Here is a 24,589-nt window from a genome sequence, read left to right as displayed (position 1 = left end):
CCGAAGCCGGGGTCCCCAACCACACGGCGCTTTGACGGTAGTTTGGAACCATGATCCAACCCGCTTCGAGCTACAACGATGACCTGCGCCTGGCCCACGTGCTGGCCGATTCCGTGGACGACCAGACCATGAGCCGCTTCAAGGCACTGGACCTCCACGTCGAGACCAAGCCGGACCTGACCCCGGTCACTGATGCCGATAAGGCCGCCGAAGAAGCCATCCGTGGCCAGCTCTCCCGTTCCCGCCCCCGCGATGCGGTCCTGGGCGAGGAATTCGGCAGTTCAGGCCATGGCTCCCGGCGTTGGATCATCGACCCCATCGACGGCACCAAGAACTTTGTCCGTGGCGTACCGGTGTGGGCAACACTGATTGCGCTTGTGGACGAAGGAGAGCCCGTCGTCGGCGTCGTCAGTGCCCCTGCCCTGGGCAAGCGTTGGTGGGCTGCCAAGGGCGCAGGCGCCTACATGGGCCGGTCACTGGCTGCGGCCACCCGGCTGAAGGTCTCAGACGTGTCGAAACTCTCGGACGCTTCCCTGTCCTACTCCAGCCTGAGCGGCTGGAGGGACCGCGGGAACCTGGATGACTTCCTTGGGCTCACCGAAGACGTCTGGCGCACGCGTGCCTACGGCGACTTCTGGTCCTACTGCATGGTGGCCGAAGGCTCCGTGGACATTGCGTGTGAGCCGGAGCTGAATCTCTACGACATGGCGGCACTGGTCCCGATCGTGGTGGAGGCCGGCGGCCGCTTCACCTCCCTCGAGGGTGAAGACGGTCCGTTTGGCGGCAACGCGCTGGCGACGAACTCCATCCTGCATTCGGAAGTCCTCAAACGGCTCAACCCCGACCTGGACGACCTCCTCTAGCAGCCCAAGTGCCGAATTATCAACGGCGGACGCCTCCTGATGGGGGCGTCCGCCGTCGTATCTTCGGATAACCATGGGTATTTCCATCCGCGCGTAACAAAAGCCTTAACATTCGGACGGGCTTCCTGCCCGCCCCGCCCATGTTCTACGCTCTTAACAGGTCACGAGTGCCAGCGCGAAACCCCGGTTTGCTGGCCGGCAACCCTCCATTCGCGGTGGGGTGCCCCGGGTGACGACCAGGCCGGTCCGGAACGGACCCGGCAAGCGCGGATTCCCGGGACAGGGAGTCCCTCTAAAGTGAGGTCTCTGTGACAACAGCCACCGTCTCCCCCAACTCCGCCGTCCGTACCCTGGCCGCAAACGACACCGCAGCCCTGTTCAGCGAACGGCTCGCCGTTGCCGGACGGCCGCTCTCCGCCGTCACCGGCGCCGAAATCCAGGCCCCGCTGATCCAGGGCGGCCACGTGCGTTACGCCAACCTGGACTACGGCGCCTCTGCCCCGGCCCTCTCGGTTGTCTCCGCCTACCTCAACGAGATCCTGCCGTTCTACGCCAGCGTCCACCGCGGCGCCGGCTACGCATCCCAGATCAGCACGTCCGTCTACGAGAACGCCCGGAACATCGTGCGTGACTTCGTGGGAGGCCGGCCCGGTGACTCCGTCATCTTCACCAGGAACACCACGGACTCCCTGAACCTCCTCGCCGGGTGCCTTCCGTCCGCGGACGGCCGCCCCACGGGGGAGGTTTTGTACCTCGACATCGAGCACCACGCCAACCTCCTGCCGTGGCAGGGCGTCCCGCACCGCAGCGTCGTTGCGGCCGACACCGTGGCCGGCACCATCGAGGCCCTCCGTGCCGAACTGGAACAGGGCGGAATCAGCCTGCTCGCCGTCACGGGCGCCTCCAACGTCACCGGCGAAATCCTGCCCATCCGTGCCCTCGCCGCCCTTGCCCACCAGCACGGCGCCCGGATCGTCGTCGATGCCGCGCAGCTCGCGCCGCATCGCCGGATCAACATCAGCGCCGACGACGTCGACTACCTCGCTTTCTCGGGCCACAAGCTCTACGCGCCCTTCGGCGCAGGCGTCCTCGTGGGGCGGTCGGACTGGCTCGACGCGGGCACGCCGCATCTTGCCGGTGGCGGCGCGGTGCGGGAGGCCAGGCTCGACGGCGTCAGCTGGGCCACCGGCCCAGCCCGGCACGAGGGCGGTTCGCCCAATGTCCTGGGCGCCGCCACACTGGCTCGCGCCACCCAGGTCATCGCATCGCTGGATCAGGACCGGTGGCACGCCCACGAGTCGGCTATCCGGTCGTTCCTGGTGGAGGGTCTGCAGAAGATCGAAGGCGTGACGGTACACCAGATCTTCAAGGACACCGATCCGGACACCGACACCATCGGCGTAGTGAACTTCTCGGTGGAAGGCTACGACGCCGGCCTGGTGGCTGCCTACCTGTCAGCAGAACACGGCGTAGGCCTCCGCGACGGCCGGTTCTGTGCCCACCCCCTGCTGAAGCGCCTGGGCCTCCCGTCCGGCTCCCTGCGGGCAAGCTTCGGCGTTGGGTCCCGCCTCGAAGACGCCCAGCGTCTGCTGGCTGGCATCGAGGAACTCCGCCGAACCGGCCTGGGCTGGGACTATGTGGTTGACTCGGGCCGCTGGGTTCCGGCTAACGACACCCGCAAATACCCGGACTGGGCACCCAATACGCCTGGCACGGCAGGCGCTGCCCCCTGCATCGACGACTGATCCGGGTTACCCGGCTCATGCGGTAAATTCGAAGGATACCCAAGGGCATCTGGCGAAGGAGGCTGCACGTGGCGCGGGGTGGCCCCAAACTTGACGACGTACGCCGTCAGGAGCTTGGTCAGAGCTTCCAGGACGGAGGCGAACACTACGAACGCGTGCGCCCCGGTTACCCCGGCGATTCGGCCGACTGGCTTATTCCGGCGGGGGCCCGGGATGCCCTGGACGTGGGAGCCGGCACCGGAAAATTCACGGTCCTGCTGCTCGACCGCGGATTGACCGTTTCCGCCGTGGACCCCTCCGCAGACATGCTCGACCAGTTGCGGATCATGCACCCCGGTGTTGCGGCCACTGTGGGCACTGCCGAGGCGACGGGATTCGCGGACTCCTCGTTCGACGTCGTCAGCGTGGCGCAGGCATGGCACTGGTGCGATCCCCTGGCCGCCAGTACGGAGCTTTCACGGGTTCTCCGCGCCGGCGGAAGGTTGGGGCTGATCTGGAACCAGTTGGACACTTCAGTCCCTTGGGTTCACCGGCTTTCCCGCATCATGCACGCCGGGGATGTCTACCGGCCGCACTTCCAGCCGCCCTTGGGACCGGAGTTCGTGGAGCTGGAAAGCCATGTTACCCGCTGGGAAGACGCGCTCACCACGACAGAGATCATGGAGCTTGCCAAGTCGCGGAGCTACTACCTCCGTTCCGGCGATACCACCCGCGCCAAGGTCCTCGCGAACCTGGACTGGTACCTCCACGACCATCTGGGACACTCCCCCGGCGCGGGCCTGGGACTGCCCTACCTCACCCTGACATGGCGGGCCGCAAAAGCGTGACGCCCTCCGCGCAACGGGTAGGCTTGGTGTCGTGAAGACCAGCGCGCCCTCCTCCTCCATCGAGGACTACGTCAAGGTCATCTACTCCTTCACGGAGTGGCAGGACAAACCCATTACCTCCTCCCAACTTGCGCAACGGCTGGGTGTGGCAAACTCCTCCGTGTCCGAGATGGTCCGCAAGCTCAAGGACCAGGGCCTGGTGGACCACAAGCCGTACAGCGCAATCACCCTCACCGACGCCGGCGTGCGGCTTGCGCTCTCCATGGTCAGGCGGCACCGGCTGATCGAAACCTATCTGGTCCAACAACTTGGCTACAGCTGGGATGAGGTCCATGATGAGGCCGAGCATCTCGAACACGCCGTCTCGGACACGTTTATTGAGCGGATGGCGGCGAAACTGGGAAATCCACTTCGGGATCCCCACGGCGACCCCATCCCCGGCGCCGATGGCACGGTCCGGATGCCACACGCCCACCTGATGAATGAATTGGATCAGGGACACACCGGCCGGATCACCCGAATCAGCGATGAGAACCCTGACTTGCTCCGGTACCTGTCTGCCGAGGAGATCGACCTCGACGCCGAGGTGGAGGTAGTGGGCCGCAAGCCATTCGGCGGGGCACTTGTAGTGCGAATCAGCTCCGCGGGGAAGACTCGGGAGTATGACCTCGCTGATGAAATCACCTCGGCCTTGTGGGTGCACAGCGACGCGCCGCACGCCGGCTGCGTCCTCGGAAACGGCTGAATGGCCGGCACTGGGGCACCTGGCTGGCGTGCATGGCTGGCGGTGGCCGGCGGCGGACTCCTCGGGACCGAACTCCGGTACGGCCTGGGCCTGGCCTTCCCTGATGCCGCGGGAATGATGCCCTGGACCACGCTGGGCATCAACGCGGCCGGGAGCTTTGTCCTGGCAGCCCTGACTACGTTCTGGATCGCAAGGCCCCGCACGGCTTTCTGGCTCCGGGCGGGGCTCGGGCCCGGTCTGCTGGGATCCTTCACGACGTTTTCCGCAGTGGTGTTCGCGGTGGATCAGTTCTCCCGTGCCAACCTCCACTTGGTGTGGATTGCGTACCTCGGCCTTTCACTTCTGCTGGGGTTCGGCGCCGCGGCCGCTGGCTGGAGGACGGGCAAAGTGCTGGCCGACCGCTCCGGAGCCCCTGCGTGATCGCCGCAATGCTGGTAGGCGTCTTCGGCGTGGCCGGTGCTCTGCTGCGCTTCGCCGTGGACAGCTGGTTCGCTCATCGGCCCGCCGCTACCTCCACGGGCCCGCGCGCCAAGGACGCCGCCGGTCGGACGCCCCAGCACTGGCCGTGGGCCACCCTGGTGGTCAACGTAGCCGGGTGCCTGATCATAGGGCTCTCCGTTGGAGTGACAGGACGGCTGGGACTGCCCGAAGACCTCCATGCCGCTGTGGCAACTGGCCTCGCCGGCGGCCTGACTACTTTTAGTTCATGGACAACCGCCACCATCAGGCTGCTGGCTGAATCCCGGATTGCCGCGGCAGCCTTGAACGTGGCGGCCAATCTACTCGCGGGATTCGCCGCTGCTGCTGTGGGCATCGCCCTTGCGTCCTAGCTGAATCAGCGCACTCTGTGCTTCCGGTTGCCTGGTGGGCGGCGGCGGCCTCTAACGCAGTCCCGTATCGTTGACTGTGATGATTAGCAGACGTGACGCGGCAATTGCCCTCGATGTACCCCTGGAGATGGCCCAACGCCATGGCATCCCAAAATGGCTGACGGAAGCCGACCTCGGCGAAATCCTGGACAACCCGCCGCCCTGGCTTGTCCAATCGAGGGCAAACCGCACCGGGAAGCGTCCTGTGTGGGTTCATCTGGAATGTGCCGTGTGCGGCTACGAGGAAGCGGCGCGGCCCAAGAAATGGTGGCCCGAGTTTACCTATGTCAGCTGCGGTCACCATGCTCCCAGTGAGCTGCCGCCCCCACGTCCGGGCTTTGTCCGCAGCGAGTTCGACGGCGTTGGGACCCGGTTTGTGGGCATCGCGGACGTCGCCGTCCCGGACTGAATCCGGGCATTTCCTTAAGGGCGAATCAGGCGTAATTTACGAGATGGGACGTACGCCGTCCCGCCTAATAAGGGAGCACGCCATGCCTGACAAGACACCTCACCAGAATCTGTCCAAGAAGCCGGTCAAGACCATCAAAGAGAAACGCGCCGAAAAGAAGGCCAAGAGCCCCATTGACGGCCCGCAGGATCCGGTCGCGCACCTGAAGAAGCGCCGGTAGCGGCCACTACCCGTTAGCCGCCATTTCTTCGGGTACGGCAACAAGGTCAGTTTCTTTGCCGTCCCTCAGCACCGCAATCCGCAGGGGCTGGCCGATAGCGTCGGCGAACAGCAGCTTCTGCAGGCTTTCAGCGTTGCTGACGGGACGGCCGCCTGCTGTCAGGATGATGTCGCCCGCCGCCAGGCCTGCCCGGTCCGCGGGCGAACCTGCCAGGACCTCCACCACGCGCAGCCCGTCCCGCTGCCCTGTCCGGACCACGGCACTGGCATTTAGGCGGATGGGCGTGCTGACGACGCCAAGGTAGGCCCGGCGAACGCGCCCGTCAGCCAGCAACGCCGCGATGATCCTTCGCGTGGTTGCATTGATGGGCACCGCCAGCCCCAGCCCGGCACCGGCCACCGCTGTATTGATGCCGACAATACGCCCGTGGGTGTCCGCCAGCGCACCGCCGGAACTCCCGGCGTTCAGGGCCGCATCCGTTTGGATAACGTCCTCGATCACCCTCCGGTTGCCTCCTGCCCAGACTGGTATGGCCCTGCCCAGGCCGCTGACGACGCCAGCAGTCACGGATCCGGCCAGCCCCAGCGGGTTTCCCACCGCAACGACGAGCTGCCCCACCCGCAGGGTTTCCGCGTCGCCGAACTCGGCGGGAGGGACTTTGGGCGCGCGGCCGCGCACAACGGCAAGATCGGACAATGGATCGGCGCCCACGAGCTCCAAGTCGGTGCGGGCACCGTCCGCGAAAACAGCGTTGCCTTGGCGGGTACCGGCCACTACGTGGGAGTTTGTCAGCAGGTAACCGTCCTCCGTGAACAGCACCGCCGATCCGGCGCCCACACGAAATCGTCCATTACGGCGGTTTCCCGTCATTTCAATGGCGGCAACGTGTGGGGTGACTGTCTCGGCCACGCGCATGACCGTCTCCGAGTACGAGTCCAGAGGCCCGTCGTCGGACGCTGGTGAACCGGGCTTCCGCACCTGGTCCATGGCCCACCTCCTGGGGTTATGGCAGCCGATTGGCTCCGGACTGGCTGCTGGTCCTATTTGTCTCAACCATTCGGCCTGCGGTCCTACTCCCTGCGTGTCTACGCCGTGGGTGAACGGGGGGGGAAATGACAGCGTCAGCTGCTGCATTGCGCTTAACGCGGAACGGCCCGGACCAAGGTCCGGGCCGTTCTGCGTGCCTTGCGGCATCGCAAAATGTGGAGATGGGGGGAATTGAACCCCCGTCCGATGTCGTGTTGTCAGGGCTTCTCCGGGCGCAGTTTGCGTCGGATTTTCTCGGCCCCAGCCATGCTGCAAACAGCTGGCTGATCCGGGCCCAGTCATCTAAGAGTCCCGTTTGCCCCGATGACGGAGGCAAACAGCAGTGGCTATCTAAATGACGCCAGGTTCCGGGGCAATAGCAACCTCGGGCTGACGGACTGTCTTACTGCTTAGGCAGCAAGAGCGAAGTCAGTGCGCTTAGATTCGGCACTTATTGGTTTGCAGACAGCGTTTACGAGATAATTCTGCATCCTCGGCCCGCTTCACCTGTCGCGACTAACATCGTCGAAACCGATCATCCCCGTATTTTGTTATCAAACCCGGCAGGTCAGGTTTTGCGTCCCAATGCCTGCCGGACTACCAATCATAACGCACAGCAGGTGGAAATCATTCCACCCCGCGGCGCGCTACCTCCGGTTGCGTTCCCGGATCTCGCGCAGAGCCTCACGGTTGTCCTGCTGCTCACGCAGGCTCTGTCGCTTGTCGTATTCCCGCTTACCGCGGGCGACCCCGATCTCCACCTTGGCACGGCCGTCGACGAAGTACAGCTGGAGCGGGACAATGGTGAACCCGGACTCCCTGATCTTGTGCGAAATCTTGATCAGTTCCTCGCGGTGGAGGAGCAGCTTCCGGCGCCTGCGGGCAGCATGGTTGGTCCAGCTTCCCTGGTTATATTCCGGGATGTGGATGCCCTCCATCCACAACTCGTCGTTGTAGAAGGTGCAGAAGCCATCGACCATGGACGCGTGGCCCTCGCGAAGCGACTTGACCTCTGTTCCCATGAGGGCTATTCCCGCCTCATAGGTGTCCAGCACGTGGTAGTCATGCCGGGCCTTGCGGTTGGTGGCCACCACTTTACGGCCACTTTCTTTGGGCACGGTGGAACTCCTCGGTTCTTGGATCGTCAGTGGCTCCGGCCGTTCCGGCGCGAAGTCATACCAGTGTACGGCAGGCGCGGAGCGGCGTTACAGCAGCCGCATCGGATCGACCGCTGCGCCGTTCAGCCAGGTCTCGAAGTGTGCATGGCAGCCTGTGGAGTTCCCTGTGTTGCCCGAGTAGGCAATGAGCTGGCCTTGGGAGACCCTCTGGCCGTTGGAGACGACGATGCTGCTGTTGTGGTAGTAGATGGTGGTCAGGGAGTTGCCTTCCATCACACCGTGGGAAAGCTTTACCCGCCATCCGCCGCCGTCGGCTGAGTTCCAGCCCGAGGAAAAGACCTCACCGGCCGCGGCCGCATACACCGGGGTGCCGCACGCTGCTCCGAAGTCTATGCCGGTATGCATGTAACCGCCGGTGCCGTAGAAGTCGATGGTTCCCGGCGGAGTGGCCCGCCAACCGAAGCCGGACGTGATGGGCACGGAGCCGGCGAAGGGGTGCCGCAGGCCAAACGCCGACGGCGACCCGGTCACCGGAGCGTAGGGCACCTGCGGCGGGGCAGCTTGGCCCGCGGCAGCCGCCGCTGCCGCCGCGGCTGCTGCCGCCGCCTCAGCACGGCGCCGTTGTTCTGCTTCCCAGGCTTCCCGCAGCCTGCGGTCACGCTCGACAATCTCGTTGGCGACTGCGTTCTGGCTGGCCTCGACGGCTGCCAGTTGGCTCTGAATGCCTGGCCGTGCGGCCTGGAGTTCGGCATCCAGCCGGGTGGTGTCGGCGATCAGCTGGTCAACCTGCGCCTTCTTGGCCGCGGCTTCGTCGCGGGCCGCCTTTTCCCGCTCGAGCGCCGCGTCGGCCTTGGCTTTCAGGTCCTGGATCTCCGCTTCAACTGCCGCAAGCCGAGCCTGGGAATTGACGTTGGTGGCGTTCTGCTGGGACAGCTTGTCCATGGCCGAGTTTTGGCTGCGCATGGCCTGGTCGGCGAGGTCCATCGTATCGGTCAGGCTCCCGCCTGCGTTGGATCCGAAGAAGAGCGTGAGGTTGGAGGGAACCCCGCCGGACTTGTACGCCTGCGTAGCAATCTGGCCGATCAGCTTCTTTGTATCCGCTATCTTCTGCTTGTCTGTCTCCAGCTGTTGAGTGATCTTGGCCTTGTTCTGCTGTGCCAAATCCACCCGCGCTGAGAGCGCCTCGACTTCCTTGACGGCACTGGCAACCCTGCCCTGGGCTTCAAGAAGTGCCTGTTGGGCGCCGGGAAGCTGGCCCTGGTAGATCACCAGGTCGCCCGCGGCTTTGGCTATCCGCGAGTCAACAAATTCAAGGGACTGCTGAACCCGGGCGGCCTCGGCTTCGAGGGCGGCCTGTTTGTCTTCCAGTTCGTCGGCGAAAGCTGCCGGCGTTGAAGCGCCCAGGCTTGCCGCCAGGACAAGCGCCAGGACACCGCTAATGATGCCGGCGCGGCGCGGCTGGCGGTTGCCGGTTTTGCCGGGCGCGCGGGAAGTTCGATTCATGCCAGTCATAAGCTTTCCTTGGTCGGTTTGCACAGCCTAAACCCTCAAATATCTGCGCAAGGTCAAGAGAGACGAAATTCCTGCCAAGGATCCGCCAAGGATCAGCAAGGCAGGCGCAAGGATGAGTGTCTGCGCCGGCGAGATGAAGGCCGTGTCCGGGTACTGCTTGGACAGGTACTCCCCCAGGAAGAAGTGCGCCACGGCCCACAGCGTTCCGGACGCCAGCGCAGCGCCGATCACGGCAGCAATGACACCTTCGAGGATGAACGGCAGCTGGATGACTGTTTTGGAGGCGCCCACGAGGCGCATGATGCCCGTTTCGCGGCGTCGGCTGAACGCCGAGAGGCGGATAGTGGTAGCGATCAGGAGGATGGCACAGACAATCATGACGCCCGCGACGCTGACAGCCACGAGGGAAGCGGCATTCATGGCGGAGAAGAGCCGTTCCAGCAACTGGCGCTGGTCAATAACAGTCTCGACGCCGGGCTGGGACGAAAAGGTCTCGCTGATGATCTGGTACTTCTCCGGATCCTTCATGTTGATCCGAAAGGAGGCCGGAAGCTGGTCCGGCGTGACAGAGTCAACAATCGGGGAATTGGAGAACTGGTCCTTGAAGTGCTTGTAAGCCTCTTCCTTGGACTCAAACTGGAAATCGTTGATGTACTGAGCCACCGCCGGTGACTCCAGGAGGCTTTGCAGGTTGTCCTGCTGCTCCGGAGTGACCGGGCCGGCGGCGCACCCGGCGGCCGTCGAACCGTCACTGCAAAGGAAGATCGCTACCTGGACCTTGTCGTACCAGTAGCCCTTCATCTGGTTGATCTGCAGCTGGAGCATCCCGGCTGCGCCAACGAAGGTCAGGGAAACAAAGGTCACCAGGATGACGGAAACGACCATGGTCACGTTCCGCCGCAGGCCGCTGCCGATCTCACCGAGGATAAAAGCGAGCCTCATCGCTGTCCCTCCCCTGAGCCTTCGCGGTGTCCTTCAGGGCTGGCAGGCGGTGGCTCCTCCCGGCCGCTGGCGTCCTTGAGCCGCCGCGACTGGCCAACAACCGGGATCATGGAAGTGTAGAGGGCCTTCGCTTCATCGCGGATGACTACGCCGTTCTTCAACTCCACTACGCGCTTGCGCATCTCATTGACGATGTCGTCATCGTGCGTGGCCATTACTACTGTGGTGCCATTCTGGTTGATCTTGTCCAGCACACCCATGATGCCCATTGACGTCGTGGGATCCAGGTTTCCCGTCGGCTCGTCCGCCAGGAGGATGCCCGGCCGGTTAACCACCGCACGGGCAATGGCCACGCGCTGCTGCTCGCCACCGGAGAGTTCGTGCGGAAGCCGGTTTTCCTTACCTTCGAGCCCCACTGTCTTGAGTACCTCGGGCACCGTGTCCCGGATGACGCTGCGACTCTTGCCGATGACCTGCATTGCGAAGGCGACGTTGGCGAAGACGTTTTTCTGCGGCAGGAGACGGAAGTCCTGGAAGACGACGCCGATGCCGCGGCGGAGACGGGGCACCCGCCAGCTTGAGATCTTGGCGACGTTCTGCCCGGCCACGTAGACGGCCCCGGACGAGGCGCGGTCCTCTTTCAACACCAGCCGCAGGAAGGTGGATTTTCCGGATCCGGAAGCGCCTACGAGGAAGGCGAACTCGCCACGGTCGATCTCAAGGTTGACAGAATCCAGCGCGGGCCGTGCCTGCTGGTCGTAGACCTTGGTGACATTTTCGAATCGGATCATGACCCTAAGTACCCTGCAGGCACGGCTGATCGTTACGCAGCCCAGATCTGCAGCCGGTGCGCGGGCTTCTGTTTGGGGGAAGTAGAGCTCCGGCTCCTCGACTATACGCAGCCCGGAGGCCGTATTTAGGGGCTTCCGGGGGCGTGTCGCGCGATCAGTGCCGTGAGGACTGCCGGACAGTTACTTCTCGGCGTTGCGGTTGTCAGTACGCCACCGGATGCCGGCGTCGATGAAGTCATCGATCTCGCCGTCGAAAACCGCTGACGTGTTGCCGACTTCGTGGTCGGTCCGCAGGTCCTTGACCATCTGGTACGGATTCAGGACGTACGAGCGCATCTGGTCGCCCCAGGATGCCTTGACATCCCCGGCAAACGCCTTCTTTTCGGCGTCCTCCTGCTCCTTCTTCAGGAGCAGGAGCCTTGATTGGAGGACCCGCATCGCAGCCGCGCGGTTCTGTAGCTGGGACTTTTCATTCTGCATCGACACCACTGTGCCGGTGGGGATGTGGGTCAGGCGGACAGCAGAGTCCGTGGTGTTGACCGACTGTCCGCCGGGGCCCGAGGACCGGAAAACGTCCACGCGGATCTCGTTGTCAGGAATGTCGATGGAGTCAGTTTGTTCGATGAGTGGGATCACTTCGACGGCGGCAAAGGAGGTCTGGCGCCGGCCCTGGTTGTCGAAGGGGCTGATCCGTACCAGGCGATGGGTGCCGGCCTCCACGCTCAGAGTTCCGAAGGCGTAAGGGGCTTTGACCTCAAAAGTGGCGGACTTCAGCCCGGCTTCCTCGGCGTAGGAAGTGTCCATAACAGTGGTCGGGTAACCGTGCCGCTCCGCCCAGCGCAGGTACATCCGCATCAGCATCTCGGCAAAATCAGCTGCATCAACCCCGCCGGCTCCCGCACGGATGGACACTACCGCTTCACGTTCGTCGTATTCGCCGGAGAGCAGCGTGACGATTTCGAGCTCCTTCAGTGCCTTCCTGATGGACTCGAGTTCCGCAGCCGCTTCGCCCATGGAATCAGCGTCGTCCTCGTCCTGACCGAGCTCCACAAGGACTTCGAGGTCGTCAATCCGCGAGGCCAGAGTGTTGAGCCGCTCCAGTTCCGACTGGCGGTGGGAGAGCCGGGACGTGATTTTCTGGGCAGCAGCAGGGTCATCCCACAGGTTCGGCTCGCCGGCCCGCTCGCTGAGTTCAGCGATGTCTTCCTTCAGAGCCTCAACATCGCTGACTCGCTCGATGGAGGTGTAGGTGGCGCGAAGGGCGCGGATTTCTGCGGAAAAATCAATATTGGCCATGGTTGTTTAAGCCTACGCTATCCGGCCGGAGGCCCCGACTCCCCGCCGCAGGTCACCGCGTAAGCCGGGAACGGGCCGTGGAGGAAGCTTCGATCCTGATTCCGTCGGGCATGAGGAAATTCACCACTGGCGGATGGACGGCAGAGGTGAGGACAACGACGGCGGTGGAGCCCTCGGGACTGCCTGTCGCCGGGGCGACGTCCAAGCGGTCGAAACGCGCCGCGGCTGGATTTCTGCCGATGAAGTCGCGGGCAACGTTCCTGACGCGTTCGGAACCGAGGACAGTGGAGGGACCGCCGTCGTCGGATCCCACATCACCCAGGGTGAAGCTGTCGGCCGCGGCCAGGGACGCTCCGTCGGCCAGGGACAGGAGACGCTTATGCTCCAGGTAGACACTGGAGATGCCGACGACGACAGTGGTCACCAAGAGTGCCAGCAGGACATATCCGATGATGAGGACAATCATCTGGCCGTCCTCCCCGGCATTCTTTGCCTTCACCGGAACCTGCCAACCAGTTGGGTCGAAGATGCTTCGACGTTGCTGGCGTTGAGCCTGAACTCGTCACTGAACGGCACAAACGGCAGAGGCACCATCAAGCTGACGGTCACGGTCACCGCCGTTCCGGCCGCCTGGCAGGCAGACGGTTCACAACTCGTGGTTATTTGGGCGTTGTCGGCAGGATGACCGTAATCTGCGAGGGCAACCAGGGCCGCCTGCTCGGCCGCGCGCTGCGCCGAGGCAGCGTCAGGCTGGGCGACATACACTTTTGCGGCCTGGTCGGCCGCCCCAACGACGGCAAAGGATCCGCCCTGTATTTGGCCCATAGTAATGATGAAGTACACGAGCGGAACCATCAGAAGCAGCGCGAGGAACGTAAATTCCACCACTGCGCTCCCCTGTTCGCGGATGGCTCTGGTGTTGTCGTCCGGTGGCGGAGCGGTCGTGGCCGGGAGGCCACACGCGAACCTCAGCCTTCGGACTACGGCCGAATGGATGGCTTCAGGGCTGGACAGCGGCATGGCCCTTGACTTCCAACATGTCCCGGGGCCCGATCAATCCGATAACCGGCATGGGGGCCTTGATGGTCACTTCCAGCGTCCGGAGGCCTTGGAAGGTCACTTCGGAGGTGCTGATATCGCGGGCGAACTCCTCGTTAAGTGCCATTCCAACCAGCGCCCCGGCGCGCTCCTGGGCATCGGCGGCGCCCCTGTCTGCCAAGGTGCCGTAACGGGCGCCTGATGCCGCGGCGTCGATCAGGGTATTTCGGACGTGGAGGACCAAGGTGAGTTGGATGATGGCCAGGAAAAACATGCTGAGCAGGCCACCCACCAGGACGAAGTCCACCACGGCCGAACCGCGTTCGCCCGTTGACGCACGCCTGAAACGGCCTTGTACTGCAACGGGACTGCCACCGCGGAGACGGTCCCGCCCAAGGCGTCGGGGCATGGTCAGTTTCCGACCCTGTCCATGGCCTGGTTGAACATCGACTCCAAAGCCGGACCCGCCAAAGCCAGCAACGCTGCCACGAGGACCGCCGACATCAGTGTGATCATTACCCAGCCAGGGACGTCGCCACGCTCTGGGTGTTCGGAGGCTGCGTAGCTTCGCCCGGCGGGCAGCGCCCCGTACGGCTGCAGGCTTATCCGAGCTAAGCACCAGATGCCGGCCACGATGCCCAAAAGCTGCAATCCGCTGCGCAATCCCAAGTTTTTCATCTTTCGTCCTATTCAGTAGTCGCGTTCTCAAAGCCGGCAGCCCGGCTGGTTATGGTTGCCCAGCGAGGCCGCTTATAAGCCAAGGCTGATGGCTGCAATGCCGGGGTAAACAGCGAAGATCACGGTCAAGGGCAGGACACCGAAAACGAGCGGCACCATCATCCCAATCTCTTTTCTACCGGCCGACTCCATAAGGTTCCGTTTGGCCGTATCCCGGACATCCTGGGCTTGGGCCCGGAGTACGTCCGCCAACGGGGTCCCCCGTTCCACGGCCACGATAATGCCGTCAACGAACCGGATCAGCGGACCCAGGTCGGTTCGGGCGGAAAACCCTTGCATGGCCTCCACGAGTGGTCTGCCGGCCCGGGTTTCGGCCAGGATCCGGGAGAACTCCTTGGCCAGTTCCCCGTGCGCGCTGCGGCAGACGCGGTCCAGCGCGCCGGTGGCGCTTTCGCCGGCACCGACCGCGAGCGCCATCAACTCGGCCAGGCTGGGAAACTCAGCCATCATCCGGGCTTCCCGGTTCCTGATCTGGATCCCAAGCCAATAGTCGCGGAACAGAAACCCGCCGAACCCGCTCCCAACGACCGCGAGGACCGCCAGCAATGGACTGAAACGGCCCGCTAGGGCACCGAGGACCACCAACGACAGCGAGAGGCTGAAGGCTGCCGCAGCCCAGAGCAGTTGCTCAGCCCGGAAGTCGAGCGGAGGTTTGTTGATGCCTGCCTGGGCGAGCCGTCGTGCAAGGCCCTTGGATCCCAGGTTCAGCCCGCCCAGGGCCGCGAAGCCGTCGCGGATCAGGGGCCTCATAATGCGTTCCAGCGGGCCGAAGGGTGTGACGTTCTGGTCCCCCGCTGCGCGCAGCAGCCTTGACTCAAGGTTTTGTGACTTCAGCTGCGGTTCAATGCGTTCGGCCAGTGTAGTGGCGCGCATCATCGGCAATCGGACGAAGACCAGCCACAGTCCCACTCCGAGGACGATTCCGCAGATGGTGGCCGCGGCCTGAGAGCCCGTCATCTGAGAACCCTTTCGTCCGGTGGGAGGGCGCCAATCCTCAGCATCAGCGAATAGCAGACAAGGGACACAACAAGGCCGCCGAGCAAAACAGCGACACCCACCGGCGTGTTGTACGCCTGGACCGCCTCTGGCCTCGTGGCCAGAAGCAGCATAACGATCCAGGGAGCAGCAACCGCCAGCCTGGCTGCGTTGATGGTCCACGACTGGCGGGCCTCAAGCTCACTTCGTGTGCGGGCGTTTTCCCGCAGGAACTCCGCAAGCGTGCTGAGCAGTTTCCCCAGGTCCGCGCCTCCGACTTCGCGCGTCAGCCTCAGTGCTTCCACGATCCGGTCAGCCACGGGATCGGCCAGCCGGTCCTTGAGTTTGTTCAGCGAGGCATCAAACTGGCCTCCGGCGCGGTAGTCCGAGCCGAAGTCCCTGAAGACGTACCGCAGTTCCTCGGGACCCTTCTCCCCGAGCTGGATGAGGGCCTCCGGCAGTGACAGTCCCGCCCGGATAGCGGATCTGAGGTGGTCCACGACGTCCGGCCACAACTGACGGAGCAGCGCCGTTCTCTTCCTGGCACGCCAGCGGATCACGCTGACCGGAAGCCAGGCACCGAAGAGGCCGAAGCACGCCGCCATCGGCCACGAGCGGCTGACGGCGAAGAATACGAGCGCCACAAAAAGGCCCAGTCCAAGGCAACTGGCCATCAAACCGGCCGCCGAGACTCTCTCAATACCGGCGGACGCCAGAAGGTCTTCCAGCCGGCTTGATCTGGCCGGCCGGGCGGCCGGTTGCGGATTCTCCCAACACGACCACCAAATAAGAAAGAACCCAGCGCCGGCAACTACCCCCATGAGCGGTGCCATCAGTGCGGTTCCAGCAGCGCCGCGACGTCGTAGCCGGCGCGCGCAAATTTCTCAGCTGCCGGCATGGAGTTGGCCCGTGGCTGGAGCATCCCATCGTCCATACCGAAAACCATCGACGACTCGATAACGCCGTTTTCGACTCTTCTCCCCAGCGACAGTACTTCGGTGACCTGGCGGCGCCCGTTGGCCTGGCGGCTGCAATGCACTACCAGGTCAATGCATGATGCGACCGTGGGTACAACAAACGCCGACGAGATGTTCTCACCGGCAAGCAGCGGGAGGGTACAGATCTTGGTCACTGCGTCATGGGCCGAGTTCGCATGGACAGTGCACATCCCGGGAAGTCCGGAATTCAAGGCAATCAACATGTCCAGGCTCTCAGCCTCCCGGACCTCCCCCACCACCAGGCGGTCCGGACGCATCCGCAGCGCTTCTTTCACCAGCCGGCGCAGCGGTATCTCGCCCTGGCCTTCCAGGTTGGGCTGACGGCACTGCAGGCCCACGACATCACGTAGCGGAAATTGAAGTTCAAAGATCTCCTCTACGGTGACCACCCGCTCCCTGCTACCGATGCTCGCGGCCAGGCAGTTCAGCATGGTGGTTTTTCCGGCCTGGGTAGCGCCGGACACAAGGATGTTCAGCCCACTTGCGACGGCCGCCCCCAGGAACCGTGCCGACTGCGGCGTCAGCGTGCCGAGCTCAACCAGGTGCTCGAGCCTGCTCGCCTTCACGACAAACTTCCGGATATTCACTGCCCAGTGCCGGCGCGTTACATCCGGTATGACTACGTGCAGCCTTGATCCATCCGGAAGGGCGGCATCCACGAATGGCGACGACATGTCCAGGCGGCGGCCAGAGCTCTTCAGCATCCGTTCCACCAGGTCGCGGACCTGTTGGTCTGAAAGGCTCAGGGATGTCAGCTCGGATTCACCATTCCGTGCCACATAGATTTCGTTCGGGGCGTTGAGCCAAATTTCCTCGATGGTGGGATCATCCAGCAGAGGCTGAAGGACCCCGAACCCTGCAACGGCATCGAAAACAAACTTGCGCGCCGTCTCAAGCGGACCGATCGGAGGAAGTGGCCCCACGAGAGCCCGTTCGTCGTAGTCGGTGACAGCAGCCTCAACCAGCCGACGGACCTCTCCGGCCTGCCGCGATGGGTCCAGGCCACGACGTCGGATCAGCTCGCGGACTTCGTCCTCCACGATTTGCACAGCGTCCATATGATTCCCCCATACAACTGCCGCCCCCAGCGGAGCAGTGTAACTGAGGTACAGCCTAGGCACCCTACACCATACGACCAAGTCATATTGTGAAGATGTGGAAAACCCGGTCAGGCCCAGCGCTGACCATGCCGTGGGCTCCGGCAAAGTAGGCTAGGCCGAGGAAGTGCGGGCCTGACTGGCCCCGGTCCGCCGTGTGCGGAGAATCTGAACGAAGAGGAAATACAGCATTGAGACCACTCTCGATCCGGTCCTTCGCCATGACGGCCGCGTTGGCAGCCTCCCTGGCAGGTTGCGCGGTGCCGCAATCCGAGGCCCCCGTGCGCGGCGCACTGACCGCAATCGGAACGCCTGCCCAGGGCGCGCCGATCTCGGCATGGCGCAGCGGCTGGATGAAGGAATTTCCCGAGACTTCGCTCAACTACTCACCCGATGGTCCGCGCGTTGGAGTGGACGCGCTCATCACCGGCCAGGCCTACTTCGCTGCCACCGACACCCCGCTGACCAGCGAGGATGTGGAGAAATCTAGGGACGCCTGCGGGCCTGACGGCGCATTCTCGGTCCCCGTAGCCGTCATCCCGATCGGCGTGATGTTCAACCTTCCCAGTGTCAAAAACCTGAAACTGAACTCCGAGACGCTGTCTGGAATCTTCAGCGGGCGGATCACCAACTGGGAAGACCCGGAGATTGCAAGGCTCAACCCGGAGTCAGAGTTTCCCGACCAGGACATCGTTCCCATCAGGGCGGAAGAAGCGTCCCCGTTGACGGCTGCTGTCACTGACTATTTGACTCCGGCTGGATGGCCTGCCCGGGCCGACCGGAGCTGGCCGGAGCCGGCCGGAGACGTAACGGTCAAGAAGTACGACGCAGTACCCCGGAAAGTCGACGACACGGCAGGCTCCATAGCCTTCGTCGACCGGGCAGGAATCGGGTCCGGTTTCGACACTGCACTGCTCGACTTCGGAACAGGATTCGTCAGAATGAGCGACGACAGCCTCGGCAAGTCCATCGCAGCGGGAACCACCGGCACCGGTCCGGGGGAAAGCGTCACATTCGCCGTCGACAACACCGCCGCTTCCGGTTATGGCCTCGCAACAGTGACCTACCAGGCCTACTGCAGCAGTTACGCGAATCCTTCCCTGACCACGCTTGTGAAATCCTGGGGCAACTATGTCCTCAGCGGAGGCGGACAAGGCAACTCCGCCCGGTTCGCCGGCGTTTCCACCCTTAGCGAGAAGGCACTGACCATGGCCAAGTCCCGCGTCGACGACATCACCTCCGTCGAATGAGCGCACAACTCAGGCCGGGCATGACGCCCCACGGTCCGTCCTCAGGCAAGGCAGGCATGACACACATCGTCCCGGGAACACCCGCTGATCAAACCACCCGCACGAGACCAGCGGCCAAGACCTTTTTCCGGGTTTTCGCGCTGTTGTCAGGGCTGATGGTGCTTTGGGCACTGGCCACTCCCCTCATGGCCTACCCCGACGAGCCGGTGCACACCATCAAAGCCGCCGCCGTCGCGCGCGGACAGATCGCGCCGGAGGCGGGGAAGTCCTTCGGTCACGGCCTCCATGTACAAGTGCCCTCCTACATTGCTAACCTCCAGGCGCAGACCTGCTTTGCGTTCCACCGTGACCGGTCAGCCGGGTGCGCCCCTGGGGTCCCTGCCGATGACAACTACTTGACGATCGGCGTGACATCCGCAGGCCTGTACAACCCGATGTACTACTGGCTCGTGGGGCTCCCCAGCCTGTTCATGTCCGGAGCGCCTGCGGTTTTCGCCATGCGCATTCTGAGTGCGCTGCTCTCCGCCGCGTTCTACGCAGCAGGCTTCACCGCCCTCAGCCGGCTGCGGCATCCAAAGTGGCCCATGGCGGCCGCGGCAGTGGCAACGACACCCATGGTTCTCTTCCTGGCGAGCGGCATCAACCCCAATTCCCTGGAAGTGGCTGCGACCATGGCCGCCTTCTGCGGCTTCCTCGTGGTTTTGGAGAACTCAAGCCAACTGAGAGTCGTGCGTCCAGCGGTGATTACCGTGGCGGTGTCAATCATCGCCTTGGCCAATACCAGGGCGGTGTCGCTCGTTTGGCTGCTGTGCGCCGTCGTCGTCGCTTGTGTTTTTTACCGTTGGAAAGACTTTCTCGTGTTATTCCGCAACAGGGTGGTCCTCATGGCCGTGGGTGTGGCAGCAGTCGGGGTGGCCCTGGGCATGGCCTGGAACCTGTTGATCCTCAACGCACCGCCCTCAGCGGGAGAGGCGCCGCCGGGAATTTCAAATGTCACCGGTGACGATGTCCGGCCGTACAACGCCTTCCTCACCATGCTTGACCGGTCCTTCGACTACGTCATCCAGTACGTCGGCGTTGTGGGCTGGCTTGACACCCCCATGCCCCAGGCTGTCCTGATGTTCTGGAACATGTTGCTGATGCTCGCGATCCTGATGGTCTTCCTGGTCAGGCACTGGCGCCTGCGCCTGGGGTTCCTTGCCGCCCTGGCAGCATTGCTGCTGGTTCCGTCCGTGATGCAGGCCGGACTCGTGGCAAGCGTGGGGTTCATCTGGCAGGGCCGCTATAGCTTGCCTCTGTTCCTGATAGCGGTCATCGCGGCGGGCATGGCGTTCCGGTTCCGGCACTTTCCACAAAGCCGGCCTTCCCAGGCGATGACACGGCTCGTGCTCCTCGCTGGTGCCATCGCCCACGTCTACGGGTTCCTGTTTGTGCTGCGCCGGTACGTTGTAGGTCTGCCGGATAAGGGGAACTGGCAGACGATGATCACTGTTCCGGGATGGCAGCCACCCTTCACCTGGGAGGTCCTGACCCTCGTTTACGCCGTCACGGTCCTGATTGGTGCGGGCATGCTGTTCGGCTACCTTCACCCGGGCGGCACCCTGCTGTCGATGCCAGGGTCGCTGGCCCGGCTTTCGTTCCGGCAGAAGGGCCCCCAGTCTGCGAACGGCCAGGCGGTTGCGCGGGCAGACTCCACAAAACCCTGACAACACCCTAAAGAACTCTGGACCTCCGCAATACCGCGGAAGTCCAGAGTTCTTTTGTATTGCAAGGTCTTAGCCCCGCAGATACTCCTGGAGCCGGTCCCCGGCCTTGGCAGGAAAGAACCCTGCAGCCTTGATTTTGGAGAGATCCAGCACGCTGTTCAACGGGCGGGCAGAGACGGACTTGCCTTTGAAGTACTCCTCGGTGCTGACGCCGGTTACGTCGTCCCGGGAGGCTCCGGTGAGCTCGTAAACATCAGCGGCGATGTCTGCCCAGGACTGCGGCTCGCCATCATTGCTGAGGTTGTAGACCCCGTACGCTGCGCCGGATTCAAGCAAGTGCCTGATGCCGGCGGCGATGTCCTGGGTAAAGCTGAGCCGCCCGATCTGGTCGTTGACCACCGACGGTGCAATCCCACGGCCTGCAAGGGATGACATGGTCCTGACGAAGTTGTTCCCTTCGCCGATAACCCAGCTCGTGCGGACGATGTAGTGGCGCGGCACCACGGATACAACTGCGTCGCCGGCAGCCTTCGACTGGCCATAGACGCCAAGCGGCGAGAACGCCTCGCCCTCATGGTGGTCAGCTTCGGAGCCGTCAAAAACGTAGTCCGAGGAGACCTGGACCAGGGTCAGGTCATGCTCGACGGCGGTGCGGGCCAGGTGGGCAACAGCCTCCACATTGATCTTCCACGCCGCGGCCCGGCCTTCAGGGGTCTCCGCCTGGTCAACTGCGGTGTACGCGGCAGCATTGATAACGGCCGAGTAGTTCTTCCAATTCTTCCGGGCATACGCGTCCGCGCTGGTGATGTCGAAGTCGGCGCGGCCGGCGAACTCGACTGATGTGTCGCCGTCGTAAAGTTCCCGCAGTGCTTTGCCCAGCTGACCATCTGCGCCAAGGATCAGTGTCTTCTTCGGCGGCATCGGGACTACCTCGCCGAGCCTGGGATGGGCCTTGTCCTTGTCCGAGAGTTCGGCCTCCGCCAGCGGCACCGGCCATTCGATGGCGGCAGTCTCGTCAGCCAGGTTCAGGAAGGTGTATTGGCCTTGCGCGTCGGCTGACCAGTGGTCGTTGACGAGGTAGGTGTAGGCAGTATTGTCCTCCAGGGTCTGGAAAGCGTTACCCACTCCCCTGGGGATAAAAATGGCTTGGCTGGGGTCCATGACGGCGGTGAATACCGCCCCAAAGGAAGGCCCCTCGCGCAGGTCCACCCACGCACCGAAGATTTTCCCGGTGGCAACAGAAATGAACTTGTCCCACGGCTCAGCGTGGATACCGCGGGTGGTTCCGGCCTTCTCATTGAAGGAGATGTTGTTCTGCACTGGACGGAAATCGGGCAGCCCCAAGGCCACCATTTTCTCCCGCTGCCAGTTTTCCTTGAACCAGCCACGGTTGTCGCCATGGACCGGAAGGTCGTACAGGACGACGCCGGGGATCGGCGTTTCGTGTGTGGTCAGCTTTTTCGAGAACTCGATGGTCATCGTTTACTGGCCCTGTTCCTTGTACTTGGCTTCGGTCTGGGCTTTCTGCGGCCGCCACCAGTCCTCGTTGTCCCGGTACCAGGCGATGGTGTCCTCGATGCCGGCGTCGAAGTTGGAGAACTGCGGCTGCCAGCCCAGCTCGTCGCGGAGTTTGGTGGAGTCAATCGCGTAGCGCAGGTCATGCCCGGGCCGGTCGACGACGTGGTCGTAGGCGTCCGGGGCCTGGCCCATGTGCTTGAGGATCAGTTCCACAACGTCCTTGTTGTTCTTCTCCCCGTCGGCCCCGATCAGGTAGGTCTCCCCAATCCTGCCCTTGGCAATGATGGCCAGCACCGCCGAGGAATGATCGTTGGCGTGGATCCAGTCCCGCACGTTCTCGCCCTTGCCGTACAGCTTGGGGCGGATCCCGTCGATCACGTTGGTGATCTGGCGCGGGATGAACTTCTCCACGTGCTGGTATGGGCCGTAGTTGTTTGAGCAGTTGCTGATGGTCGCCTGCAGGCCGAAGGAACGCACCCAGGCACGGACCAGCAGGTCAGAACCGGCCTTCGTGGATGAGTAGGGGCTGGACGGGTTGTAGGGGGTCTGCTCCGTGAAGCGCTCCGGGTCATCGAGTTCGAGGTCGCCGTAGACCTCGTCGGTGGAGATGTGGTGGAAACGCTTGTTGTGCTTTCGGGCCGCCTCAATCAGCGTGTACGTGCCGATGATGTTCGTGTCCAGGAACGGCCGGGGGTCATGCAGGGAGTTGTCGTTGTGTGACTCGGCAGCGTAATGCACCACCACATCGGTGTCGGCCACGAGCCCGTCCACCAGGCCGCCGTCGGCAATATCACCTTCCACAAAGGCGAAGCGGTCCGACGGGAGGTTCCGCAGCGATTCCAGGTTTCCCGCGTACGTGAGCTTGTCCAGAACGGTGACGTGGCTGTCCGTATTGGCGATGACGTAGTGAACAAAGTTGGAACCGATGAAGCCGGCGCCGCCGGTAACGAGGAGTTTCTGCATGGTGCCCAGCTTACCGGCTGAGGCGTGGCCGGCCGATTTCAGAGAAAGCCACAAATTCTTCACTCCTCCACCACTGGTCACACCAGTAACGGTTGGGTACTCTCGGTAGGACGTCGGTGGAAGTTCTCCCCGCGCAAGATATAACCGGGAGCAACCGTGACCATGCTGAATTCCCGCCGGACGGCCCTGATAACCGCCGCGCTCGTTTTTCCACTCATTCTGAACGGAACGTCAGCCGTGGCACTGACTCCGGCACCGACTCCGCCGCCCACGACGGCGGTACTTCCGGAGCCTTCGCCGTCCGAATCAGCCCCTGGACAGACCGCACGTGCCTTGCAGCCGACGTCGACCCCTCCGGCCGCCGCTTCCGAAGGGTCGCCGACGCCCTCGCCATCGCCCACGCCTGACCCCATCGAAACAGCGGCGGCAGCGCAAGCTCCGTCCCTCGAAGCAGGACAGGCCGCGATGGGCAGGGCTGGGATGAATGGACCGGAGGCGGAGGGCCAGCTTCCCCAAGCCAAGGCACTGAGCGCGGAGTCAGCGCAGCCATCGGTTCCCGAGCAGCCTGCCAGCACGGTGGGCCAGCCACTGGGCCTGGATGTCAGCTCGTGGCAGGGGTCGGTCAACTGGGCCGCGGTCAAGAGCAACGGCGCACGGTTTGCCTATGTTAAGGCGACCGAAGGAACCACCTACAAGAACCCGTACTTCGGCGCCCAGATCGGCGGTGCCACCTCCGTGGGGCTGATCAGGGGCGCCTACCACTTCGCAGCACCAAGTGCATCCGATGGAGCGACTCAGGCATTCTACTTCGTCAACAATGGTGGTGGCTGGTCAGCCGACGGAATCACCATGCCACCAACGCTGGACATTGAGGACAACCCGTACGGCGGGACCAACAAGTGCTATGGCATGTCTCCGTCCCAGCTCACCACCTGGGTCCGGGACTTTACCTCCACGATCTACCGGCTGACCAACAAACAGGCCATGATCTACACGGGCTATTGGTTCTGGCGCGACTGCCTGGGAAACACCACCGAATTCAGCAGCACCAATCCCCTTTGGCTCGCCTCGTATTACACCAACAGCCCCGCCATTCCCGGGGGCTGGTCGACCTACACAATCTGGCAGTACGCCAACGACTATGCCGACGCCTCACAGACCGTCAAGGCAACGTTCCCCGGGGACCAGAATGTGTTCAACGGCACAATGGACCAGCTGCGGAGACTCGCAGGGACGCCGGATTTCACTACGATGGCCCCGCCCGCAAACTCGACGCCAATCTCTGGCAAATGGTACGGGGCAGGGCGTTGGCTGGTGGGGTGGATGCTTGATGGCTTCTGGTGCCTTCAGAACCCCAATGGCGTTCCTCTCTGCTTCTCGTTTGGAACTGCCGGCGATATTCCCGTAACTGGGGATTGGAATGGTGACGGAATAACCACCATTGGTATCGTGCGCAACGGCCACTGGTACCTCACCAATAGTCTGACAGGACCCGCGATTGATTCGGTGGCATCGTTCGGGCTGCCCACGGACATCCCTGTTACCGGCGACTGGTCGGCTACTGGACGGACGGGTATTGGTATTTTTCGCAATGGAGTTTGGGCTCTGAGCAACGGAAGCGCGGGGGCAGCCAGCATCACTCACGTAGTTAGCTTTGGTCAGGCCGGCGACGCTCCCCTCGCTGGTGATTGGGACGCCAACGGAACAACAACCATCGGTATCTTCAGAAACAACGTATTTGCTCTCGGCAATAGCAACCGGAGCTCATCCGTCGCTTCAGCGTTTCCGTTTGGCAATCCGGGCGACCGTCCCCTAGCCGGCGACTGGAATGGGAATTGGTCAACAACAGTGGGCCTACGGCGCACTACGGTCCATTTCCTAAGTAACACCATCCCGGCCCAAACCGTTGACGCAGTCGTGTATTAGTTCTGACATGAGCCGTT

27 protein-coding genes, 1 other RNA gene and 1 riboswitch are annotated in these 24,589 nt (G+C 63.3%); of the genes, 12 read left to right on the top strand and 16 right to left on the bottom strand.

The features are described 5' to 3' along the window. Positions 1 to 50: 50 nt before the first annotated feature. The 8 genes from hisN (at position 51) to V9L18_RS03635 (ending at position 5,678) form a co-directional block, all read left to right on the top strand. Positions 51 to 863 (top strand): histidinol-phosphatase, encoded by an 813-nt coding sequence (gene hisN / locus V9L18_RS03670; protein ID WP_337345810.1) that lies wholly within the window; start codon positions 51 to 53, stop codon positions 861 to 863. A 159-nt stretch (positions 864 to 1,022) separates the two neighbouring features. Next, positions 1,023 to 1,136: riboswitch (SAM riboswitch) on the top strand. 35 nt (positions 1,137 to 1,171) lie between these two features. Then, positions 1,172 to 2,608, top strand: coding sequence for an aminotransferase class V-fold PLP-dependent enzyme (locus V9L18_RS03665; protein WP_443197924.1), 1,437 nt, complete (start codon positions 1,172 to 1,174; stop codon positions 2,606 to 2,608). 68 nt (positions 2,609 to 2,676) lie between these two features. Beyond that, positions 2,677 to 3,435: a class I SAM-dependent methyltransferase gene (locus V9L18_RS03660; RefSeq protein WP_337345809.1), complete on the top strand. Its 759-nt coding sequence runs from the start codon at positions 2,677 to 2,679 to the stop codon at positions 3,433 to 3,435. Positions 3,436 to 3,466: 31 nt separating this feature from the next. After that, positions 3,467 to 4,180 (top strand): metal-dependent transcriptional regulator, encoded by a 714-nt coding sequence (locus tag V9L18_RS03655; RefSeq protein ID WP_337345808.1) that lies wholly within the window; start codon positions 3,467 to 3,469, stop codon positions 4,178 to 4,180. Beyond that, a complete protein-coding gene (locus V9L18_RS03650) occupies positions 4,181 to 4,600 on the top strand; it encodes a fluoride efflux transporter FluC (RefSeq protein ID WP_337345807.1) in 420 nt (139 codons plus the stop codon). Beyond that, on the top strand, positions 4,600 to 5,010 hold the full coding sequence (locus V9L18_RS03645) for a fluoride efflux transporter FluC (RefSeq protein WP_337345941.1): 411 nt from the start codon (positions 4,600 to 4,602) through the stop codon (positions 5,008 to 5,010). The genes V9L18_RS03650 and V9L18_RS03645 overlap by 1 nt, the downstream gene beginning before the upstream one ends. 79 nt (positions 5,011 to 5,089) lie before the next feature. Then, positions 5,090 to 5,458 carry a hypothetical protein gene (locus tag V9L18_RS03640; RefSeq protein WP_337345806.1) on the top strand — a complete coding sequence of 123 codons (369 nt, stop codon included), beginning with the start codon at positions 5,090 to 5,092 and terminating at the stop codon, positions 5,456 to 5,458. Between the two features lie 82 nt (positions 5,459 to 5,540). Then, positions 5,541 to 5,678, top strand: a complete 138-nt coding sequence (locus tag V9L18_RS03635) for a hypothetical protein (protein ID WP_310161748.1) — start codon at positions 5,541 to 5,543, stop codon at positions 5,676 to 5,678. A 6-nt stretch (positions 5,679 to 5,684) separates the two neighbouring features. On the opposite strand, the gene V9L18_RS03630 is transcribed toward V9L18_RS03635, so the two are convergent. The 14 genes from V9L18_RS03630 to V9L18_RS03565 all read right to left on the bottom strand — a co-directional run bounded on the left by V9L18_RS03630 (position 5,685) and on the right by V9L18_RS03565 (position 17,170). Continuing rightward, the gene (locus V9L18_RS03630; RefSeq protein WP_337345805.1) at positions 5,685 to 6,665 is read right to left on the bottom strand and encodes a S1C family serine protease; all 981 of its coding nucleotides are present in this window, start codon (positions 6,663 to 6,665) and stop codon (positions 5,685 to 5,687) included. A gap of 213 nt (positions 6,666 to 6,878) precedes the next feature. Beyond that, positions 6,879 to 7,247: a transfer-messenger RNA gene (ssrA, locus tag V9L18_RS03625) on the bottom strand. A 104-nt stretch (positions 7,248 to 7,351) separates the two neighbouring features. Next, positions 7,352 to 7,822, bottom strand: coding sequence for an SsrA-binding protein SmpB (gene smpB, locus V9L18_RS03620; protein WP_066292645.1), 471 nt, complete (start codon positions 7,820 to 7,822; stop codon positions 7,352 to 7,354). Between the two features lie 87 nt (positions 7,823 to 7,909). Then, positions 7,910 to 9,325, bottom strand: a complete 1,416-nt coding sequence (locus tag V9L18_RS03615) for a peptidoglycan DD-metalloendopeptidase family protein (RefSeq protein WP_337345940.1) — start codon at positions 9,323 to 9,325, stop codon at positions 7,910 to 7,912. Between the two features lie 36 nt (positions 9,326 to 9,361). Beyond that, positions 9,362 to 10,276, bottom strand: a complete 915-nt coding sequence (gene ftsX, locus V9L18_RS03610) for a permease-like cell division protein FtsX (protein ID WP_337345804.1) — start codon at positions 10,274 to 10,276, stop codon at positions 9,362 to 9,364. Continuing rightward, the gene (gene ftsE / locus V9L18_RS03605) at positions 10,273 to 11,067 is read right to left on the bottom strand and encodes a cell division ATP-binding protein FtsE (RefSeq protein ID WP_337345803.1); all 795 of its coding nucleotides are present in this window, start codon (positions 11,065 to 11,067) and stop codon (positions 10,273 to 10,275) included. Before ftsE ends, ftsX begins: the two co-directional genes overlap by 4 nt. Positions 11,068 to 11,247: 180 nt before the next feature. Next, positions 11,248 to 12,363, bottom strand: coding sequence for a peptide chain release factor 2 (gene prfB, locus V9L18_RS03600; protein WP_337345802.1), 1,116 nt, complete (start codon positions 12,361 to 12,363; stop codon positions 11,248 to 11,250). A 52-nt stretch (positions 12,364 to 12,415) separates the two neighbouring features. Beyond that, positions 12,416 to 12,829, bottom strand: a complete 414-nt coding sequence (locus tag V9L18_RS03595; protein WP_337345939.1) for a pilus assembly protein TadG-related protein — start codon at positions 12,827 to 12,829, stop codon at positions 12,416 to 12,418. Positions 12,830 to 12,858: 29 nt separating this feature from the next. Continuing rightward, positions 12,859 to 13,383 (bottom strand): hypothetical protein, encoded by a 525-nt coding sequence (locus V9L18_RS03590; RefSeq protein WP_337345801.1) that lies wholly within the window; start codon positions 13,381 to 13,383, stop codon positions 12,859 to 12,861. Further along, on the bottom strand, positions 13,364 to 13,816 hold the full coding sequence (locus tag V9L18_RS03585; RefSeq protein WP_443197929.1) for a TadE/TadG family type IV pilus assembly protein: 453 nt from the start codon (positions 13,814 to 13,816) through the stop codon (positions 13,364 to 13,366). Before V9L18_RS03585 ends, V9L18_RS03590 begins: the two co-directional genes overlap by 20 nt. Further along, positions 13,813 to 14,079, bottom strand: a complete 267-nt coding sequence (locus V9L18_RS03580) for a hypothetical protein (protein WP_337345799.1) — start codon at positions 14,077 to 14,079, stop codon at positions 13,813 to 13,815. Before V9L18_RS03580 ends, V9L18_RS03585 begins: the two co-directional genes overlap by 4 nt. Before the next feature lie 72 nt (positions 14,080 to 14,151). Then, positions 14,152 to 15,096, bottom strand: a complete 945-nt coding sequence (locus V9L18_RS03575) for a type II secretion system F family protein (RefSeq protein ID WP_337345798.1) — start codon at positions 15,094 to 15,096, stop codon at positions 14,152 to 14,154. Continuing rightward, positions 15,093 to 15,947, bottom strand: a complete 855-nt coding sequence (locus tag V9L18_RS03570) for a type II secretion system F family protein (protein WP_337345797.1) — start codon at positions 15,945 to 15,947, stop codon at positions 15,093 to 15,095. The genes V9L18_RS03575 and V9L18_RS03570 overlap by 4 nt, the downstream gene beginning before the upstream one ends. Continuing rightward, positions 15,947 to 17,170, bottom strand: a complete 1,224-nt coding sequence (locus tag V9L18_RS03565; RefSeq protein ID WP_337345796.1) for a CpaF family protein — start codon at positions 17,168 to 17,170, stop codon at positions 15,947 to 15,949. The genes V9L18_RS03570 and V9L18_RS03565 overlap by 1 nt, the downstream gene beginning before the upstream one ends. A gap of 230 nt (positions 17,171 to 17,400) precedes the next feature. Between V9L18_RS03565 and V9L18_RS03560 the strand changes: the two genes are divergently transcribed. Both V9L18_RS03560 and V9L18_RS03555 read left to right on the top strand, forming a co-directional pair. Continuing rightward, complete coding sequence (locus V9L18_RS03560; RefSeq protein WP_337345795.1) at positions 17,401 to 18,459, top strand: substrate-binding domain-containing protein; 1,059 nt, start codon at positions 17,401 to 17,403, stop codon at positions 18,457 to 18,459. Beyond that, entirely contained in the window at positions 18,456 to 20,165 is a 1,710-nt protein-coding gene (locus V9L18_RS03555; RefSeq protein ID WP_337345794.1) for a DUF2142 domain-containing protein, read from the top strand. The genes V9L18_RS03560 and V9L18_RS03555 overlap by 4 nt, the downstream gene beginning before the upstream one ends. 69 nt (positions 20,166 to 20,234) lie before the next feature. On the opposite strand, the gene V9L18_RS03550 is transcribed toward V9L18_RS03555, so the two are convergent. Next, positions 20,235 to 21,644 (bottom strand): bifunctional dTDP-4-dehydrorhamnose 3,5-epimerase family protein/NAD(P)-dependent oxidoreductase, encoded by a 1,410-nt coding sequence (locus V9L18_RS03550; RefSeq protein ID WP_337345793.1) that lies wholly within the window; start codon positions 21,642 to 21,644, stop codon positions 20,235 to 20,237. A 3-nt stretch (positions 21,645 to 21,647) separates the two neighbouring features. Beyond that, positions 21,648 to 22,646, bottom strand: a complete 999-nt coding sequence (rfbB, locus tag V9L18_RS03545; RefSeq protein WP_337345792.1) for a dTDP-glucose 4,6-dehydratase — start codon at positions 22,644 to 22,646, stop codon at positions 21,648 to 21,650. 116 nt (positions 22,647 to 22,762) lie between these two features. On the opposite strand from rfbB, the gene V9L18_RS03540 reads away from it, so the two are divergent. Both V9L18_RS03540 and V9L18_RS03535 read left to right on the top strand, forming a co-directional pair. Continuing rightward, entirely contained in the window at positions 22,763 to 23,053 is a 291-nt protein-coding gene (locus V9L18_RS03540) for a hypothetical protein (RefSeq protein WP_337345791.1), read from the top strand. Positions 23,054 to 23,126: 73 nt separating this feature from the next. Continuing rightward, positions 23,127 to 24,572 (top strand): GH25 family lysozyme, encoded by a 1,446-nt coding sequence (locus tag V9L18_RS03535; protein ID WP_337345790.1) that lies wholly within the window; start codon positions 23,127 to 23,129, stop codon positions 24,570 to 24,572. Positions 24,573 to 24,589 lie beyond the last annotated feature (17 nt).

Origin of the sequence: Pseudarthrobacter sp. CCNWLW217 (genome assembly GCF_037203985.1) — a bacterium.
Lineage (GTDB): Bacteria > Actinomycetota > Actinomycetes > Actinomycetales > Micrococcaceae > Arthrobacter.
The sequence above is the reverse complement of the archived record's forward strand: the minus strand, read 5'-3'. Positions and strand labels throughout refer to the sequence as shown.